The 17,941-nt window shown below is 53.1% G+C and carries 14 protein-coding genes; 11 read left to right on the forward strand and 3 right to left on the reverse strand.

Going from position 1 to position 17,941, the window contains the following annotated elements:
• The first annotated feature begins 59 nt into the window (after positions 1–59).
• From ACI6NM_RS01835 to ACI6NM_RS01850, 4 genes are read left to right on the forward strand one after another with little or no spacing between them, the layout of a single operon-like run.
• Entirely contained in the window at positions 60–449 is a 390-nt protein-coding gene (locus ACI6NM_RS01835; RefSeq protein ID WP_262428085.1) for a GntR family transcriptional regulator, read from the forward strand.
• On the forward strand, positions 446–1,345 hold the full coding sequence (locus ACI6NM_RS01840; RefSeq protein WP_022274665.1) for an ABC transporter ATP-binding protein: 900 nt from the start codon (positions 446–448) through the stop codon (positions 1,343–1,345). The genes ACI6NM_RS01835 and ACI6NM_RS01840 overlap by 4 nt, the downstream gene beginning before the upstream one ends.
• Positions 1,320–3,686 carry a DUF6449 domain-containing protein gene (locus tag ACI6NM_RS01845; RefSeq protein WP_262428084.1) on the forward strand — a complete coding sequence of 789 codons (2,367 nt, stop codon included), beginning with the start codon at positions 1,320–1,322 and terminating at the stop codon, positions 3,684–3,686. The genes ACI6NM_RS01840 and ACI6NM_RS01845 overlap by 26 nt, the downstream gene beginning before the upstream one ends.
• A gap of 59 nt (positions 3,687–3,745) precedes the next feature.
• Complete coding sequence (locus ACI6NM_RS01850) at positions 3,746–4,246, forward strand: zinc ribbon domain-containing protein (RefSeq protein WP_262428083.1); 501 nt, start codon at positions 3,746–3,748, stop codon at positions 4,244–4,246.
• A 200-nt stretch (positions 4,247–4,446) separates the two neighbouring features.
• Here the strand turns inward: ACI6NM_RS01850 and ACI6NM_RS01855 are convergent, their stop codons facing one another.
• The 3 genes from ACI6NM_RS01855 to ACI6NM_RS01865 all read right to left on the reverse strand — a co-directional run bounded on the left by ACI6NM_RS01855 (position 4,447) and on the right by ACI6NM_RS01865 (position 8,537).
• Entirely contained in the window at positions 4,447–5,856 is a 1,410-nt protein-coding gene (locus tag ACI6NM_RS01855) for an amidophosphoribosyltransferase (protein ID WP_262428082.1), read from the reverse strand.
• A gap of 98 nt (positions 5,857–5,954) precedes the next feature.
• Positions 5,955–6,839, reverse strand: a complete 885-nt coding sequence (locus ACI6NM_RS01860; RefSeq protein ID WP_262428081.1) for a DUF368 domain-containing protein — start codon at positions 6,837–6,839, stop codon at positions 5,955–5,957.
• A 252-nt stretch (positions 6,840–7,091) separates the two neighbouring features.
• Positions 7,092–8,537, reverse strand: a complete 1,446-nt coding sequence (locus tag ACI6NM_RS01865; protein ID WP_438501016.1) for an ISLre2 family transposase — start codon at positions 8,535–8,537, stop codon at positions 7,092–7,094.
• Positions 8,538–8,793: 256 nt separating this feature from the next.
• Here ACI6NM_RS01865 and ACI6NM_RS01870 point away from each other — a divergent pair, with 256 nt between their 5' ends.
• The 7 genes from ACI6NM_RS01870 (at position 8,794) to ACI6NM_RS01900 (ending at position 17,830) form a co-directional block, all read left to right on the forward strand.
• On the forward strand, positions 8,794–10,077 hold the full coding sequence (locus tag ACI6NM_RS01870; RefSeq protein ID WP_262427424.1) for an O-acetylhomoserine aminocarboxypropyltransferase/cysteine synthase family protein: 1,284 nt from the start codon (positions 8,794–8,796) through the stop codon (positions 10,075–10,077).
• 12 nt (positions 10,078–10,089) lie between these two features.
• On the forward strand, positions 10,090–11,673 hold the full coding sequence (gene cls, locus ACI6NM_RS01875; RefSeq protein WP_262427423.1) for a cardiolipin synthase: 1,584 nt from the start codon (positions 10,090–10,092) through the stop codon (positions 11,671–11,673).
• 253 nt (positions 11,674–11,926) lie between these two features.
• Positions 11,927–13,021, forward strand: coding sequence for an S-layer homology domain-containing protein (locus tag ACI6NM_RS01880; protein WP_262427422.1), 1,095 nt, complete (start codon positions 11,927–11,929; stop codon positions 13,019–13,021).
• Between the two features lie 17 nt (positions 13,022–13,038).
• The gene (locus ACI6NM_RS01885; RefSeq protein WP_262427421.1) at positions 13,039–14,829 is read left to right on the forward strand and encodes an efflux RND transporter periplasmic adaptor subunit; all 1,791 of its coding nucleotides are present in this window, start codon (positions 13,039–13,041) and stop codon (positions 14,827–14,829) included.
• Between the two features lie 16 nt (positions 14,830–14,845).
• Complete coding sequence (locus tag ACI6NM_RS01890; protein ID WP_022274673.1) at positions 14,846–15,574, forward strand: ABC transporter ATP-binding protein; 729 nt, start codon at positions 14,846–14,848, stop codon at positions 15,572–15,574.
• On the forward strand, positions 15,558–16,742 hold the full coding sequence (locus tag ACI6NM_RS01895) for an ABC transporter permease (protein ID WP_022274674.1): 1,185 nt from the start codon (positions 15,558–15,560) through the stop codon (positions 16,740–16,742). Before ACI6NM_RS01890 ends, ACI6NM_RS01895 begins: the two co-directional genes overlap by 17 nt.
• 80 nt (positions 16,743–16,822) lie before the next feature.
• Positions 16,823–17,830, forward strand: coding sequence for a dipeptidase (locus ACI6NM_RS01900; protein WP_022274675.1), 1,008 nt, complete (start codon positions 16,823–16,825; stop codon positions 17,828–17,830).
• Positions 17,831–17,941: the final 111 nt, after the last annotated feature.

Below are 17,941 nucleotides of genomic sequence, written 5' to 3' on the forward strand. Positions count from 1 at the left end.
TGTCAATACACTTATAAAAGGCCGGAGAAAGAAAGCGGCCGGAAAGGAGAGAAGGGCGTATGATCATACTGGATTATAAGGACCGGAGGCCCATATACGAGCAGGTGGCTGAAAAGCTGGAAGAGCTGATGCTTCTGGGAGTCCTGGGGGAGAATGAGCCGCTGCCTTCCGTCCGCAGCCTGGCTATGGAGCTGTCGATCAATCCCAACACGATCCAGAGGGCCTATGCGGAGCTGGAACGCCAGGGATATATTTATACAGTAAAAGGGAAGGGAAGTTTTGTGGCAGAGAACAGTGTTATGAAAGAAAAACGGAAAAAAGACCTGCTGATCCAGGTCAGCGAGGTGATCGATGAGGCGATCCGTCTGGGGATCTCTGGAGAAGAGATAAAAAATATGGTGGAGATCCAGTACCAGGCGGCAGAAAAAGAGGGAGGTGACCGGACGTGATCGAGGCAAAAAATCTTACAAAAAAATTTGATTCCATCGTGGCTGTTGACCACATCGATGCCAGGATCAAGGACGGCTGCGTCTTTGGCCTCATCGGTACCAACGGGGCTGGGAAAAGTACGTTCCTGCGGATGGCCTGCGGCGTTTTGAAGCCGGACGAGGGGACCATCCAGATCGACGGCGAGGATGTTTATGAAAATACGAAGGTCAAGGGACGGTTTTTCTATATTTCCGACGATCAGTTTTTCTTTGGAAACGGGACGCCCCAGGAGATGATGACCTTTTATAAAAGTATTTATCCCTCCTTTGATGTCCAGAGAGCCTGCGGTCTTCTGGAATCCTTTTCCCTGGATAAAAGAAGAAAGGTATCCACCTTCTCCAAGGGAATGAAAAAACAGCTTTCCGTGATCCTGGGGCTCTGTGCCAATACGGAATATCTGTTCTGTGACGAGACCTTTGACGGGCTGGATCCGGTGATGCGCCAGGCTGTGAAGAGCCTGTTTGCCAATGATATGGCAGAGCGGAATTTAACGCCCATCATCGCCTCCCATAACTTAAGGGAGCTGGAGGATATCTGCGATCATGTGGGGATCCTTCACAAGGGCGGGATCCTGTTATCAAAGGATCTGGACGATATGAAATTAAATCTCCACAAGATCCAGTGCGTGCTTCGGCCAGGAATGGAGGCCGGGGAGATCCCTGGCTTAGAGATCCTTAAGACTGAGCGCAGGGGAAGTCTTTCTACGATCACGGTCCGCGGGACCAGGGAGGAAGTGGAGGCCGCCATGCGGTCCTGTGAGCCGGTATTTTTTGAGGCGATCCCCCTGTCCCTGGAGGAGATCTTTATCAGTGAAACGGAGGTGGCTGGTTATGACGTCAAAAAGCTTATTTTTTAGGCTGATGAAGGAGGACTTAAAGCGCAGGCTCTGGGCCTTTGGCCTTTCCTTCCTTACCTTCTTTTTTGCGATGCCTGTGCTGGCTGCCATGGGTATCACAAACCTGGAGCAGCAGTACGCGCTCTGGGCGGAAGATGCGGGAAATTATGATTTTGGCATCGGAAACACGGCAGATACAGAATTCTCCAGAAAGCTTGGAGAGCTGACGGCCGAGTGCGTCGGCCTTGAGAATGTGGTCATGGGCTTCCTGGTGATCACAGCGGCCCTGGTACTGGCCCTCACGGGCTTCCTGTATCTTCATTCCAGAAAGCAGGTGGATTTTTACCACAGCATTCCCGTGCGCCGGGAGCTCCTCTTTACGGTCCGCTTTGTGGACGGGATCCTGGTCACCGGTTCCATGTATCTGGTGAACCTGGTATTTACTCTGGGGATCCTGGGGGCTGCCGGGGCGGCAGTACCGGGGATGGTCTCCGGAGCGCTCTGGACCTTCCTGGTGCATATGACGGGCTTTCTGCTGAGCTACGGGCTCATGACGGCTGCGGTGATGCTCACCGGAAACTTCTTCATTTCCGTTCTGGGCGGCATCGTCCTGTTCGGCTATGTGCCTGCGGTGGCAGTCCTGTTCCAGGGACTGATGCAGATGTTTTTTGTCACGACCAATCAGCGGATCTCCGGCATTGATGAATGGATCATCCACGGATCCCCGGCTCCCTATTATGTGGCGCTGATCGGAGAGGGATCGGATCTGCCCATGGCGCGGTATGGAGAACTGATGGGAAGGATCCTGCCGGCCCTTCTGGCGGGCCTTGTTCTGGCAGTCATTGGCGGGCTCCTTTATAAATTCCGTCCCTCAGAGGCGGCCGGAAGAGCCATGGCCTTCCGGATGACAAAGGCGCCCATTAAGATCCTTCTGGTGGTCCCCATTACGATTCTGGTATGTCTTTTATTCTGGAACATGTATTACGAAAGCCTGGGCTGGGCTGCCTTCGGGTTCGTGTTCGCCCTTTTCATCAGCCATGGGCTCATTGAGATCCTTTACAATTTCGATTTCCGGAAGCTTTTTGCCAATCCGGTCCATCTGGGCATCAGCGCCGTCCTGGCCCTGGCGGTCATCGGCGTGTTCCGGTATGACCTTACAGGCTACGATTCCTACCTGCCCTCTGAGGAGAAATTCCAGTCTGCCTCCGTATTTACCTACTCCCTGGGAGATTTCCAGGATTACGGCCTCCCGGTGGCCGCGGAAAACGGAAGGCTGGGAAGGGAGCCGAGCGGATATCTGTGGAAGTATATGGACGGATCTGATTATGCGGCCGGAAACATGGAGATCACCGATTACGGCCTGGTGAAGGACCTGGCGGAGGCGGGGATCGCCGCCGCAGAGGAGTCCAAGGCCATCCGGTTCCAGAATCTGGAGGAGCCAGCTGGCGACGATACATACATGGCCCGGATCGAAGTGGGCTTTAAGGAGAAAAACGGAAGTCTCCGTTACCGGTATTACCGTATCGACATGAAGGAGTCCATGGACCTGATGGAGCGGTTATATGCCAGCGCAGAATATAAAAAGGGCGCGTATCCGGTCATGAGCTTCCATCCGGAAACCACCACAGGCATCTATATCTCTGACGGGAACCAGGCGTCCCTGGTGACAGAGGATCCGGAAATGACAGCAGAACTTCTGGCGGCCTACCAGGAAGAGCTGGAGGCGCTGTCCCTTACAGAACGGACGGAGGAGATCCCGGTGACGGCCCTGCGGTTCCTCACAGAGGCAGAGAAGGAGTATCTGAATGCCATTTCCGTCTCCAGGACCCAGAATTTTTCCGGTTCCTTCCGCCTCAGGGACATGGATCCCCAGGTCAACTTTTTTCCGGTGTACTCTTCCTTTACAAAGACCATGGGGCTTTTAAAGGAGGCGGGAGCTGCTCTTCCAGAGGAGTTGAAGCCGGAGGACGTGGAACGCATGGAGATCATCTGCCATTATGAGGATTCTGCATTTTACAAAGAGTACGAGGAAGCGGGCTGGGAGGTGACTGAAGCGGATAAGGAAACCAGCAGCCTGATGATCCGGAACGATGGCACGGCAGAAGCGAAAGAGCAGATCAGACAGGTGCTGGAGTCAGGAAAACGCAGCTGGTTCTTTGATCTCAACGATCTGGCCCCCCGTGAGAGAGGCTTTACGGTCCAGGTATATCTGACGCCAGAGGCAGACAGGACCCAGTCGGGAGAGCCGGTGACCATGGGCTTCAGCCCTTATGAGATACCGGAAATCATCCGCCAGGAGTTTTCCTACGACCCGGAGAGTGCCTACCAGGCATCCTGGGGCCTGGCTGGGAAAAAGGATTGACTTTATGGTCCTGATTGGATAAGATAGACATATATACAAAGGAAAGGGGAACCAGAGTTATGTCTATTTTTGATGAAGTGAAAAGAAGCATCAGCAGCACCGGAAAACAGGTGGCAAAGCGTACAAAGGAGATCTCCGATGCGGTTTCCATCCGCTCCCAGATCAACGAAGAGAAGGAAAATATAGCGAAGCTGTATGCGACTGTGGGCAAAAAGGTATTCCAGAACGCCACAGAGGCAGATGAGGAAAAATTCTTTATGGAATTCACCTCCATCCGCAGCAGCCTGGAGAGAAAGAGAGAACTGGAAGAACGTCTCACAGGAATGGACGGATGCATTTACTGCTCTGAATGCGGAGCACGCATCGACAAAAACTCCAAATTCTGCAATAAGTGCGGAACCCGCGTGGATAAGAACAAGGTAGCCGCCAATGAGGCCATGGCCGAGGCTGAGGCCCATCAGATGGACGGTACTAAGGAAGAGGAGCAGGAGGCCCAGTACGTGGTCAACGAGATCGAGAACGCCTCTGCCGATATTATAATGGATATTGTGAACCATTAAGGGGGCGGACCCACATTGCCGCAAACGGAAGCATCGTGTTTGCGGCAACGTGGGTCCTTTTTTTGCGGCGGGGGAGCGAAGAAATTTCTCCTGCCATTTTTTTATTTTTCCCTCACTCCCGCCACAACCAAAACAACCCCCGCCCGTTCGCGCAAACACGATGCTTCCGTTTGCGTGAATGGGCGGGGGCCGTTTCTGCATCACCCTCTCCCGTTCCAGCAGTATGTACAGAGCTTACACGGCTCGATGCCGATGGATTCCACCAGATCGTCCAGGCGGTGGAAGCGGAGGGTGGTGAAGTGGAGCCGTTTCCGGATCTCTTCTACCATTTCCTTGTAATTCTGGCTGTCGGGATCGGTGTAGGTGGCCAGTGTTTCTTCAGAAACGTTTTCTCCTTCCCGGTCCCGGATGACCCGTCGTGTGATCAGATCGTACTCGGATCTGGAGCGGGAGAAGTTTAAGTACGGGCAGCCGAAGGTGATGGGCGGACAGGCCGGTCTTACGTGGACCTCCTTTGCGCCGCTTTCATATAAAAATTCTGTTGTCTCTCCCAGCTGGGTCCCGCGGACGATGGAGTCGTCGATCAGCAGGAGTTTTTTATCCCGGATCAGCACGTCCACAGGGATCAGCTTCATTTTAGCAATGAGGTTCCTCTGCTTCTGGCTGGAGGGCATAAAGGACCGGGGCCAGGTGGGCGTATATTTGATGAAGGGGCGGGAGAAGGGAATGCCGGATTCGTTGGCATAGCCTACTGCATGTGCAATACCGGAATCGGGTACGCCGGCTACGCTGTCGGCGGTGACGCCCTTATCTCTTCTTGCCAGGAGCTTTCCGCAGTCATAACGCATTTTTTCCACGCTGATGCCTTCGTAGCTGGCGGTGGGATAGCCGTAATAGGCCCACAGGAAGGCGCACATCTTCATCTCCTTCCTCGGAGCGCTTAAGCATTCTACGCCCTCGGGCGTGATAAAGTCGATCTCGCCGGGGCCCAGCTCTGAATAGTGATGGTATCCCAGGTTCAGATATGCGAAATTCTCAAAGGAAGCGCAGAACGCCCCGTCCTTCTGGCCGATGGTGATGGGGGTACGGCCGTAGCGGTCCCGGGAGGCGTAGATGCCTTCCGGCGTCAGGAGAAGCATGGACATGGAGCCCTGGATCCGCTCCTGGGCGTAAAGGAGTCCGTCCACCAGACTGTCCTTCTGGTCGATCAGAGAGGCTACCAGCTCCGTATCGTTGATCTTTCCGCCGCTCATGCTCATAAAGTGGACGTGGCCGTTTTTATAGGCCTCCTTTATCAGCTCTTCGGGATTGCGGATCACCCCGACTGTGGTCAGGGCATAGGTTCCCAGATGAGAACGGATCAGCAGGGGCTGGGGATCCATGTCTGAGATACAGCCAATGCCCAGAGTTCCCTCCAGTTCATCCAGATCGTGGTCAAATTTGGTCCGGAAGGGTGTGTTTTCGATGTTGTGGATGGCGCGCTGGAAGCCGTTTTCGCCGTATACGGCCATGCCTCCGCGCCGGGTTCCCAGATGGGAGTGGTAGTCGATACCAAAGAAAAGATCCATGGTACAGCTGGTCTTCGATGCTACGCCAAATATACCGCCCATAAACATTCTCCTTTTATAAGTAAATATTTATAATAGTGATACAAAATTAAGAACATCTAATATGATATCACATCCTCCGGGAGAGGACAACAATTAATTTACTTTTCACCGACGAAATTGGTGACCACAGCTCCGCCGATCATCAGCATAATGCCCAGAAGAACGGCCCAGACGGACAGGGAGGAAAGCTCTCCAAATAATCCTGTGTTGTAAAAAATGGCAAAGGGAGAAGCCAGCACCAGGCCAAGGATGGCCCCATAGGTCTGGACACCGTACCGTTCAAACAGGAAGGAGATCAGCCGGGCAATGAGAACGATCCCCAGGAGAACGCCGATGCCAAAGGGAGCTAAAAGCAGGAAGCCGTCCTTTAAGGCCGCCAGGTCCATGGCCCGGAGCCCATCTAAAAAGCTGGTGATGGTGTTTATGATGCCGTAGTAGTAGCCCAGGATCATGAGCATCATGGAGCCGGATACGCCAGGGATCACCATGGTGGCAGAGGCAACGATCCCCAGCACAAAGAGGATGGCCATGGTGGACCCGTTGACCGGGAGGACCGCCAGGGTATCCCCGCCGGTTTTTAAAAGGGGCAGCCCTGCGGATACGGCAAAGGCCAGCAGGAAGGCTATAATGGCTCCGGCGCCCATTTTTCCGCTGCCGGCGGCTTTTTTTTCGTTCATGGCCCTGTAAAGAGCTGGAAGGCCGCCCAGGATCAGCCCCACAAAGGTCATACAGGTGACGAAGGTGTGGTTTTCCAGAAGGTATTCGATGGCATAGGTGAAGCCGGCGATGCCCAGGCCGCAGCCCAGGAGAATAGGAGCCAGCAGGGCCAGGCTTTCCTTTACATGCTTTGTGAAGCCGGAAATGCTGCTGATCAGCCGGTCATAGATGCCAAAAGAAACGGCCATGGTACCGCCGGATACGCCGGGGATCACGTTGGCGATGCCGATCATGACACCCTTGATGATATTGAAGACAAATTCCATAATCTTCTCCTTCTTATTTAATATAGGGTTTAATACAGGGGCATGGAACCCCTGTGCCGGGAAAACAGGCCGCACGGACGGACGGCACGATTTCCAAAGAATCATTATACATGAAAGGAGAGGGCCTTTCAAGTGCCGCCTTAAAATCGTTTGTGTCAAGTAATCGTTGGCAACTTACCCACTTCATTTTTTCCTTATGATATTTTTTCTGTTTTTGGGTATGCCAAATAGACCCTATGGGTTTTCCTTTGTTTAACAACAGAACGCTCTCTTAAACGCCTTTCTGGATGCTGTCTGTATCGCTTCAAGCAGCGGCATATGCACATTTACCACATCCACATACGGATTTCCTTTCCCGTCCTTCTTTGGAGCTTTTGCGGCACTTAATGTTTCCACGATCTCCTGCATCTGCATTGTGAACACTAATCCATCCGTATATCGCTCTATCGTCTCAATCAATTCCTTGTTTTCTTTTTGGTAAAGGATCTTGGCAAGGTTATTGGCTCCGTTTACCGACCAGCGCATCCTTCGGTTCTTCATCCTCAGCGTGATCACCGTACAATTCTGATTTTCCTGCACACCCATCCTTTTATAAAGAATCCCTTCCGGCGGGGCTGCTATCTTTATCCCCCTTTTATCGTAGGGCAGCAGACCTTCCCTGTTACGTTCCAGATATTGATATAATTCCCAGGCCTTTTGGCTGCTTTTATCCTTTTCATCCGGGCTTTCTACGCTGGTCGCATATATCTGTATATATTCCAACATTTCCTCCGGCTTGCCTGTATCAAACAGTTCCCGGATCTCTCTCTGCGCTTTCTTATCACGGATCTTCCCTGTGATCTCCTGATATACATGATATCTGTCTAACTGGAAGATTGCTTCCGGGTCATATGGCTCGTAGATCCAGCTGCCTCCATCTCCGTTTAAGATGCGCTGGCCGATCTCATCCGCATCATATTTCTTGCAAATACAGGCCTCCCGCTTTTCATGGAATTTCTTACTTTTCTCCATCCCCGCAAGCATGGTTTTTCCCACCAGGCTACTGCGGCCCTGCTTTTCTTTCTCCGCATCCCAGCCTTCATACATGGTAAAGACCTTCATTTCCTGTTTTTTCATCTTTTTATGCTGTTCATCCTGCATGGACAGCCATACGCCATCCATTTCTTCAAACAGTACCGGAATCTCCTTTTTTCCCTCTGACTGGTCCGCATGCATCTGTTTTACAGCATGTTCTTCCTCTTCGCTGATCCTTTCACCCAACCGCTGCATCACGTTCCACACACCGCCGGCACTGATGCTCTGGCCGCAGGTGCTGCTTATTGTCTCTGCTGTAACGCGGTACGGCGCTTCTGTTACCGTCATGGCCAGCTTCTCTGCCAGGTTTGTGGAGATCAGACCTATCTTTTCCATCTGCATGGCTTCATCCAGCAGATACACACAGGCTTTCTTTCCAGCCTCAAGTTTTGTCTGATAGACGTGCCTGCCATAGCTGACTTCACCGTAGACTGTTTTTATCGTGGTGGTGCGGATCCCTTTATCCCGGTAATTCTTTTTATCCCTTCCCTCTGCCAGTTCCTTATCATAAGCCTCCAGCATGGCAGTTGTGATCTCTCTGCCCAGCTCACATACATAAGAAAATATTTTTTGCTCCAACTCCTTGAAAGATATCGGTTTTTCCTCTACAATAGTTTTCATCATACAGTTTCCTTTACATGTTTTTCTTAGCAGTTAACATCATAAAGAAAAACTGTGTGATTGGGAAGCAGGGATTTTCTCTGTTTCCCTTTTTTGTCGTAGGAATAGTTCCTATATTTGCCAATGATAATTATACACTAACCTTAAAATCCTTGTATCCTTAACGGAATTGTGATACACTAACGTGTAAATAAACGCAGCCGCAAGGATAAAAATGCGGCTGCAGACAAAAGAATCAGGCACCAGGAGGACAAACATCATGGAAAAGAGAAATCATCATCCGGAAACGGTCTGCATCCAGGGAGGCTGGAATCCCGGCAACGGAGAGCCCAGAGTGCTGCCCATTTACCAGAGCACTACATTTAAATATTCCAGCAGCGAGCAGATGGGCCGTCTGTTCGATCTGGAGGAGGACGGATATTTTTATACGAGACTGGCCAACCCCACCAACGACGCAGTGGCAGAGAAAATCTGCGAGCTGGAGGGAGGCGTGGCTGCCATGCTGACCTCCTCCGGCCAGGCTGCCAATTACTTTGCCGTTTTTAATATCTGCAGCGCCGGGGATCATATTGTAAGCGCCGCTACCATTTACGGCGGCACCTCCAACCTGTTTACAGTGACCATGAAGAAACAGGGCATCGACGTGACTCTGGTGGATCCGGACGCGCCGGAGGAGGAGATCGAGAAGGCGTTCCGCCCAAACACAAAGGCAGTGTTCGGGGAAACCATCGCCAACCCGGCCCTGGTGGTCCTGGATATTGAAAAATTTGCCCGTCTGGCCCATAAGCACGGAGTTCCGCTGATCGTGGACAATACCTTCGCCACGCCCATCAACTGCCGTCCCTTTGAGTGGGGGGCCGATATCGTGACCCACTCCACCACCAAATATATGGACGGCCACGCCCTGACCGTGGGCGGCTGCATCGTGGACAGCGGAAATTTCGACTGGAACGCCCATGCGGAAAAATTCCCGGGACTTACGACTCCGGACGACTCCTACCACGGTGTGATCTATACGGAAAAATTTGGGAAAAAGGCATATATCACCAAGGCCACGGCCCAGATGATGCGGGACCTGGGCTCCATTCAGGCTCCCATGAACGCTTTTTTACTGAATATCGGTCTGGAGACCCTGCATTTAAGAATGCCGCGCCATTGTGAGAACGCCCAGAAGGTGGCAGAATGGCTTTCTGCCAGAGAGGATGTGGCCTGGGTCAATTATCCTGGCTTAAAGGATAATAAGTACCACGCTCTGGCGGAGAAATATATGCCTTCGGGAAGCTGCGGCGTGATCTCCTTTGGCTTAAAGGGAGGACGGGAGGCAGCGGGAGTGTTTATGGACCGGCTGAAGCTGGCCGCCATCGTCACCCATGTGGCAGACGCCAGGACCTGTGTCCTCCATCCGGCCAGCCATACCCACCGCCAGCTTTCGGATGAGCAGCTGGTGGAGGCGGGCGTGGATCCGTCCCTGATCCGTTTAAGCGTTGGGATCGAAAATGCAGACGATATCATTGAGGATCTGAGACAGGCCCTGGAACAGTAGGGAGGAGGAAATATGGTAGCAGAGGAAGTGAGAGGGAAGGGCAAGCGCGGGCTTTTAAGGATCATATTCGGCCGTACCACGTTCTTTATCCTGTTCATGGCACTGCAGATCGCCGTTCTGGCCTGGATCTATTTCTGGCTGGATGACCGGTATCAGGCCTATGGGTACGGTGCCTTCGGCCTGGTCAGCGCCATCCTGGCGATCCGGATCTTAAATGAAAAGCAGAATGCCAGCTTTAAGATGGCCTGGCTGGTCCCCGTCCTTCTGTTTCCGGTATTTGGATGCCTGTTTTATATTTTTGTGCAGCTCCAGATGGAGACCAAGATCCTGGCAAAGAGGATCGCGGACATCCGGATCCGCACCAGGTCTTATCTGAACCAGAACGAGGCCATCGCGGCAAAGCTCATGAAGGAAAACCGGAGGAACGCGAACTTAAGCCGCTACCTTTCGGAGCGGGCGGGCTATCCGGTCTATGACAAGACGAATTTCAAATACTATCCCCTGGGAGACGATTTCTTTCCGGATCTTCTGGAGGAGCTTAAGGCAGCAGAACGGTTCATATTCCTGGAATATTTTATCATCCAGCGGGGAGTGATGTGGGACAGTGTCCTTAAGATCCTGGAGGAAAAGGCGGCGGCCGGAGTAGACGTGCGCGTCCTCTATGACGGAATGAACTCCTTTTCAAACCTGCCGCACGATTACCCGAAGGAGCTGGAGGCCAAGGGAGTCCGCTGCCGGATCTTCAATCCCATCCGGCCGGCTATTTCCACCAGCCAGAACAACCGGGATCACAGAAAGATCCTGGTGATCGACGGCCACACGGCATTTACCGGAGGCGTCAATCTGGCGGATGAGTACATCAACCGGAAGGTCCGGTTCGGTCACTGGAAGGACAATGCCGTCCGCCTGAAGGGGGAGGCGGTGAAAAGCTTCACAGTCATGTTTTTACAGATGTGGAGCGTCTGTGCCTTCCGGCCGGAATATGACTTTGATTATGGGCCGTTCCTGGATACGGGAGACCATTTCCACAGTCCTGCCTTAAACATGGACGGCTATTCCATTCCCTTTTCCGACAGTCCCCTGGACGGGGAGCCGGTGGGCCACCAGGTCTATCTGGATATCCTCTACCAGGCAAGACGATATGTATACATTATGACACCGTACCTGATCCTGGACGACGATATGGTGACGGCCCTCACCTATGCGGCCAAGCGCGGAGTGGATACGGTCATCGTCATGCCCCATATCCCGGATAAGAAATACGCCTTTATGCTGGCCCATTCCTATTATCCGGAGTTAATGGAGGCCGGAGTGAAGATCTATGAGTACCTGCCTGGTTTTATCCATTCCAAGACCTTTGTCAGTGACGATGAAAAGGCAGTGGTAGGCTCCATCAACATGGACTTCCGGAGCCAGTATCTGAACTTCGAGTGCGCCGTATATATTTATAAGAATCCGGTGATCGGGGATATCCGGGCAGATTTTGACGAAACACTGAAAAAATGTGTCCGCATGTCCATGGAATCCTATGAATCCCTGCCGCTGATGCACCGGTTCTGGGGAAGGACCCTGCGGCTGATCGCGCCGCTGATGTAGGAGTTCTTCCAGAAGCTGGAGCCGTTGGAACCGGCCCCCGAAAGTCAGACTTAGATCTGGCCTTGGGGGCCATTTTTTTTCGCCCGGCATAGAAGAGTTTCTGGCCGCAGCTGCCGTAGGACACAAAAAAACACAGAAAGTTCATAAAATCCCGCCGTGCCCTTCACAGATTCAACACATTCATCTGGTAAAGTTTACATGATTTATAAAGTTTCCTTTATGATTATAAAATAAATATAAAAGGAGAGATCGTATGAACCGAGGAAAAGCCATGGCGGTGCTGGCAGCCGTATGTGCCGTGTCGGCGGGAATGACTGCAACGGCCTACGGGGCGGAAAGCACCTTTGAAATGAAGAAAAAAGTGGTGAGCCTGCTGGGGATCCTGACCACCAGCGACCGGAATGCAGAGGTAACAAGGGAGGAATTTGCCGGGATGCTGGTAAAAGCTTCATCCCAGAGACAGAGCTATGGAGCGGCAGTCACCGGCGCGGTGTTTGCCGACGTGGCTGCGGACAGCCAGTACGCCTCCGCCATCCGGACGGCCTCCTCCAACGAGTGGATGAGCGGCTTTCTGGGCGGCAATTTTAAGCCGGAGGAGGGCGTGACCTTAAGAGACGCGGCCAAAGGGGTCCTGGGCCTGTTAGGCTATACCAACGAGGACTTTTCCGGAAATCTCAACGGGAACCGGATGGCAGAATTTTCCGCCCTGTCTCTGGACTCCGGGATCTTCAGGAACCAGGATGAGGTCCTGACCAGGGAGGACTGCATCCATCTTTTTTACAACCTTATGAAGGCCCAGATGAAGGAGGGAGGGCAGTATGGAAGCAAGGTGTTCGATCTGACCTACAACTCTGATGGGGAGGTGAACACCTCTTCGATCCTGGACAACAGCCTGAAGGGGCCGAAGATCTTAAACCAGGGCAGCCGGAATCTGAAGCATCTGGTGCCCTTTTCCCTGGATAAGGCGGTAATGTTCCTGAACGGCGAATCCTCGGATGAGATCGAGATCAACGATTACGCCACTGTGGTCTATTACCATGAGGAGACAAAGACGATCTTTGCCTATTCCAGCGACGGAGAAAATAAAGGAGCCACCGACGGCCGCATTAAGGCCATCTATTATTCGGCCTCAGACCCCTTTACACCGGTGTCGGTGGTGTTAAACTCCCATGATCAGGATAATTCGGAGGATGGGGATGTGTTCACCATAAACGGCTCAGAGCTCCAGTATCTGTTTTCTGTCTATGGCGATTACGGTGTGGGCGACGATGTGGCCATTGTATGGGAAAAGAGCGGTACCGAAGAAAATCCTACCTATACGGTGGTAGACGTAGTGGGAGATGAATAAAAGGAGCAGTCATGAGTATGGAAGAAAAGAAAGTCATTAAAAAAAAGAAAAAGAAAAAGGGAGCCAGAACAGCAGTCATTCTGGCCCTGGTACTGGCGTCGGGTGTCGGCGGAGCCTTCCTGTGGAAGCAGAAAAAGGCAGCCGGAGCGGCAAAAACAAACGACCAGGTGCAGACAGCGAAGGCAGCGGTCATGGACATTACCTCAGAGCTGACGGCATCCAGCTCCCTGTCTCCCAAGGATACCTATGAAGTCACCTCCCTGGTGGAGGGCGAGGTATTGGAGGCCCTGTTTGAGGAAGGAGATGTGGTGGAAAAGGACCAGGTCTTATACCGGATCGATGCCTCCTCCATGGATTCAGATTTAAGCTCCGCGGAAACCAGCCTCTTAAGGGCCAGGGAAAGCCAGCAGTCGGCCCAGGAGGATTATAATGAGGCGGCGGGAACGCTTTCAGGAAATACATATAAGGCATCTGTCTCCGGATATGTAAAGACCTTATATATCAAGGAGGGCGATAAGGTTTCCAATGGGACAAAGCTTGCAGATATTTATGATGATTCTGTCATGAAGCTGACGGTTCCATTCCTTTCGGCGGAAGCGGAGCAGATCCAGGTGGGAAGTCCGGCAGTACTGACTCTGGAGGATACGGGAGAGGAGCTCCAGGGAATCGTGACGGTGGTCAGCAGTATGGAGGAGACGCTTTCCGGGGGCCGCCTGGTAAAAGCTGTGACCGTGGAGGTGGAAAACCCCGGAGGTCTTACAACTCTGGTACAGGCTGCGGCAGCTGTGGGAGAGGCTTCCAGCTGTGAGCCTGGGACCTTTGTACCAAAAACGGAGACGACCCTCAGCGCGGACCTGTCCGGCCAGGGAAGCCTGGAGGTGGAGAACCTTCTGGTTTCCGAAGGAGCCTCTGTGGACAACGGGACCGCCCTCTTTAAGGCCACGGACCAGTCGGCTGCAAAGTATCTGGAAACCTTTAAGGACGCCCTGGAGACTGCCGGGGATAATGTGAAAAATGCAGAGAATAAGCTGGAAAATACCCAGGATACCATCGGAGACTATACCATTACCGCCCCCATTTCCGGCACTGTCATTACGAAAAACGCCAAGGCCGGAGATAAGATCACCAAGGGGACCAGCGGGAATACGGTGATGGCTGTGATCTATGATCTGTCGGCCATGACCCTGTCCATGTCGGTGGATGAGCTGGATGTGGGGAGCGTGAAGGCCGGGCAGACCGTGGAGATCACCGCCGATGCTGTGGAGGGGGAGACCTTCACAGGCACGGTCACCAATGTAAGTCTGGAGGGAAGCTATTCCAACGGCGTTACCAACTATCCGGTGACAGTGACCCTGGAAGAGACGGGAGACCTGCTTCCGGGCATGAACGTGGATGCCACCATTATCCTGGACAGCGCCCAGGATGCCCTTTGTATCCCGGCGGGAGCCCTTATGCGGGGAAACCGGGTATATGTGAAAAAGGATCCGTCCTCCAGCCAGACGGACCAGACGGAAGGAACAGAAGACGGCTCCGAAGAAGCGGCTCGCGGCCAGTCCGGCGGCTCCAGTCAGGGCCAGTCCGGCGTACCCGACGGCTTTGAGGCCGTCCAGGTGGAGACCGGGATCATCAATGATGATTATGTACAGATCCTTTCCGGGCTTTCCGAGGGAGATGAGGTCTACGTGGATCCGGATTCTGGCTCTGGCACCAGTATGGATATGATGATGATGGGACCCGGCGGCATGGGCGGCGGAATGGGAGGCGGCCCTGGCGGCGGAGGCGGCATGGGCGGCGGCCCCAGACCATAAGAAGGGAGTGCGGTCCATGGAAAAAAACACAAGCGCAGGAAAGATCCCTCTGATCCAGCTGAAGGACATCTATAAGATCTACCAGATGGGGGACGAGGAGGTGCGGGCCAGCGACGGGATCTCCCTTACCATTGAAAAGGGAGAGTTTGTGGCCATTGTAGGAAAATCCGGCAGCGGAAAATCCACGCTGATGAACATCATCGGAGCCCTGGACGTTCCCACGGAGGGTGAATACCTTCTGGACGGCCAGGACGTAAGCGATATGACGGACAACCAGCTGGCCCAGATCCGGAACACCATGATCGGCTTCGTATTCCAGCAGTACAATCTGCTTCCAAAGCTGAACCTTCTGGAGAACGTGGAGCTTCCCCTCCTTTACGCGGGCATGGATCCCTGGGACCGGAGGGAACGGGCCATGGAATCCCTGGAACGGGTAGGACTGAAAGAAAAGTGGAGGAATTTTCCAAAGCAGCTTTCCGGCGGCCAGCAGCAGAGGGTCTCCATTGCCAGGGCCCTGGCGGGAAATCCGTCGCTGATCCTGGCCGACGAGCCCACCGGCGCCCTGGATTCCAAAACTGGCCGGGAGGTTCTGGATTTTTTAAAGAAGCTCAACCGGGAGGGAAATACCATCGTTATGATCACCCACGACAGCTCCATTGCCCTGGAGGCAGAACGGGTGGTGCGGATCATAGACGGCAGGATCAATTTTGATGGGGATGTGAAAGAATATGCTGCAATCATTTAAAATGGCTTTGAAGAGTATCTGGGGAAACAAGATGCGCTCCTTCCTCACCATGCTGGGGATCATCATTGGGGTGGCCTCTGTGATCATCCTGGTGAGCATCGTCAACGGATATATGTCTTATATGACGGAGAGCTTTGCCAGCATGGGCGTTAACCAGATCACCGTCAATTACAGGTCCCTGCCATCAAGGACCATTGATGTGGAGGAGTTTTACGAATTTTATGAGGAGAATCAGGATCTGTTCCAGGGAATGACGCCCAGCGTTTCCGTAAGCGCCACCGTGAAGCACGGCAGCGATACCATGGACGCCACCACCGTAGGCGGATACAGTGAGGATCAGCTCTCCATCAAGGGGTATGAGCTCTCCTGCGGAAGGAACCTGCTGTATTCGGATATGGCCTCCCGCCAGAAGGTGGCCGTGGTGGGAGCCTATGTGGCGTCGGAGCTTTTTGGAAGCCCGGAAAAAGCCCTGGGAGAAAAGATCAAGCTCAACGGGGATAATTATACAGTGGTGGGCGTTGTGGAGCAGCAGACGGAAAGCGCTGCGGACTTTGACGACGGCTGTACCGACGATTTCGTGTGGATCCCCTATTCCCGGGCGGCCAAGATCGCCAGGAACGCCGTCATAAGCAATTATACCTTTACCTCCTATGACATAAACGATACGGATGCCTGTACGGCAGCCCTGGAGGAATTCTTATACAGCAAAATGAAAAATGACGATCTGTATTCGGTGACGGCCATGAGCTCCCTGATGGATACCTTAAATGACCAGATCGCCATGATGTCCATGATGTTAGGCGGCATTGCCGGGATCTCTCTTTTAGTGGCCGGCGTGGGCGTTATGAATATCATGCTGGTATCGGTCACAGAGCGTACCAGGGAGATCGGTATCAGGAAGGCTCTGGGAGCCAAAAAACGGGTGATCCTCCAGCAGTTTGTCATCGAGGCGGCTGTGACCAGCACCATCGGCGGTCTGGCGGGAATCCTGCTTGGCTCCCTGGCCAGCGTGGGGATCGGTATGCTCATGGGAATTGACGCTCCCCCTACGGTTTCAGCAGTGCTGGTATCCTTTTCTGTTTCGGTGGGCATCGGCCTGGTATTTGGCTATATGCCGGCCAGCCGGGCGGCGGGACTGAATCCCATCGACGCCCTGCGGAGCGAATAAGGGACAGAGAAAGAAGGTGACAAATGCCCATTCCTGGATTATAATGGGGAAAGACAGAATGATTGGGAGGTACATAGGAAATGAAAGTTGCAGACATGCACTGCGATACCATTGCTGAGATCTATGCAAAGCGCCAGGCAGGAGAAGAATGCGGGATCTTAAAAAACAACCTGCACATCGACCTGGAGAAAATGGAGCGGGGGGATTATGCGGTACAGAACTTTGCCGTATTCGCCCATATGGAGAATCTTAAGGGGAAAATGCCCCTTCCGGAGTATGCGCTCCGTCTCATCGATACGTTTTTCACAGAGCTCCGCAGATATCCGGACCGGATCGGGATCGTAAGAAGCTTCCGGGACATTGAAAAAAATATGGCAGAGGGACGTATGTCCGCCCTCCTTACGATGGAGGAGGGCGCCATCTGCCAGGGAAAGCTGGAATATCTCCGGATCTTTTACGAGCTGGGCGTCCGTATGTTCACCTTCACCTGGAATTTCCCCAACGAGCTGGCGTACCCCAACCGGTATGAATATCTGGGACCGGGACAGGATTCCTTCGTACCGGAAACAGAAAAGGGACTTACGGAAAAGGGCTTTGAATTCCTGGAGGAGATGGAGCGCCTGGGGATCATTGCCGACGTGTCCCATCTGGGCGATAAGGGGATCCTGGATGTGATCAGCCATGCGAAGCGTCCCTTTGTGGCCAGCCATTCCGGAGCCAGAGCCGTCTGCCGTCACTGCCGGAACCTGACGGATGAGATGATCCGCGGGATCGGGGAAAAGGGCGGCGTCATGGGCGTCAACTATTTTACGGAATTCCTCCGGGATAAGGAAAAATTCGGGGATCCCATGAAAACATCCCTGGACGATATGGTGGCCCATATCCGCCGCATCATCCGTGTGGGCGGGATCGATTCCGTGGGCCTGGGATCGGATTTTGACGGAGCGGCCGTGTCCATGGAGATCACCAATGCCGGAGACATGCAGCTTCTGGCGGCCCGGTTGGAGAAGGAAGGCTTTTCCACAGAGGAGATCGAGAAGATCTTCTATAAAAATGTTTTCCGTGTCTACCGGGAGATCCTGAAATAAAGGCCGGATGGCTGGAAAAATGGAGGATGAAGGAATGCGTCCTGGGAAAATACTCCCGGACGCATTCTTTTCTTTTGCTTTTTTCGAGCTTTTATGGTAGACTTATAACCA

It is taken from the genome of Pilosibacter sp. YYHA0881 (assembly GCF_051602715.1).
GTDB lineage: Bacteria > Bacillota > Clostridia > Lachnospirales > Lachnospiraceae > Alitiscatomonas > Alitiscatomonas aceti.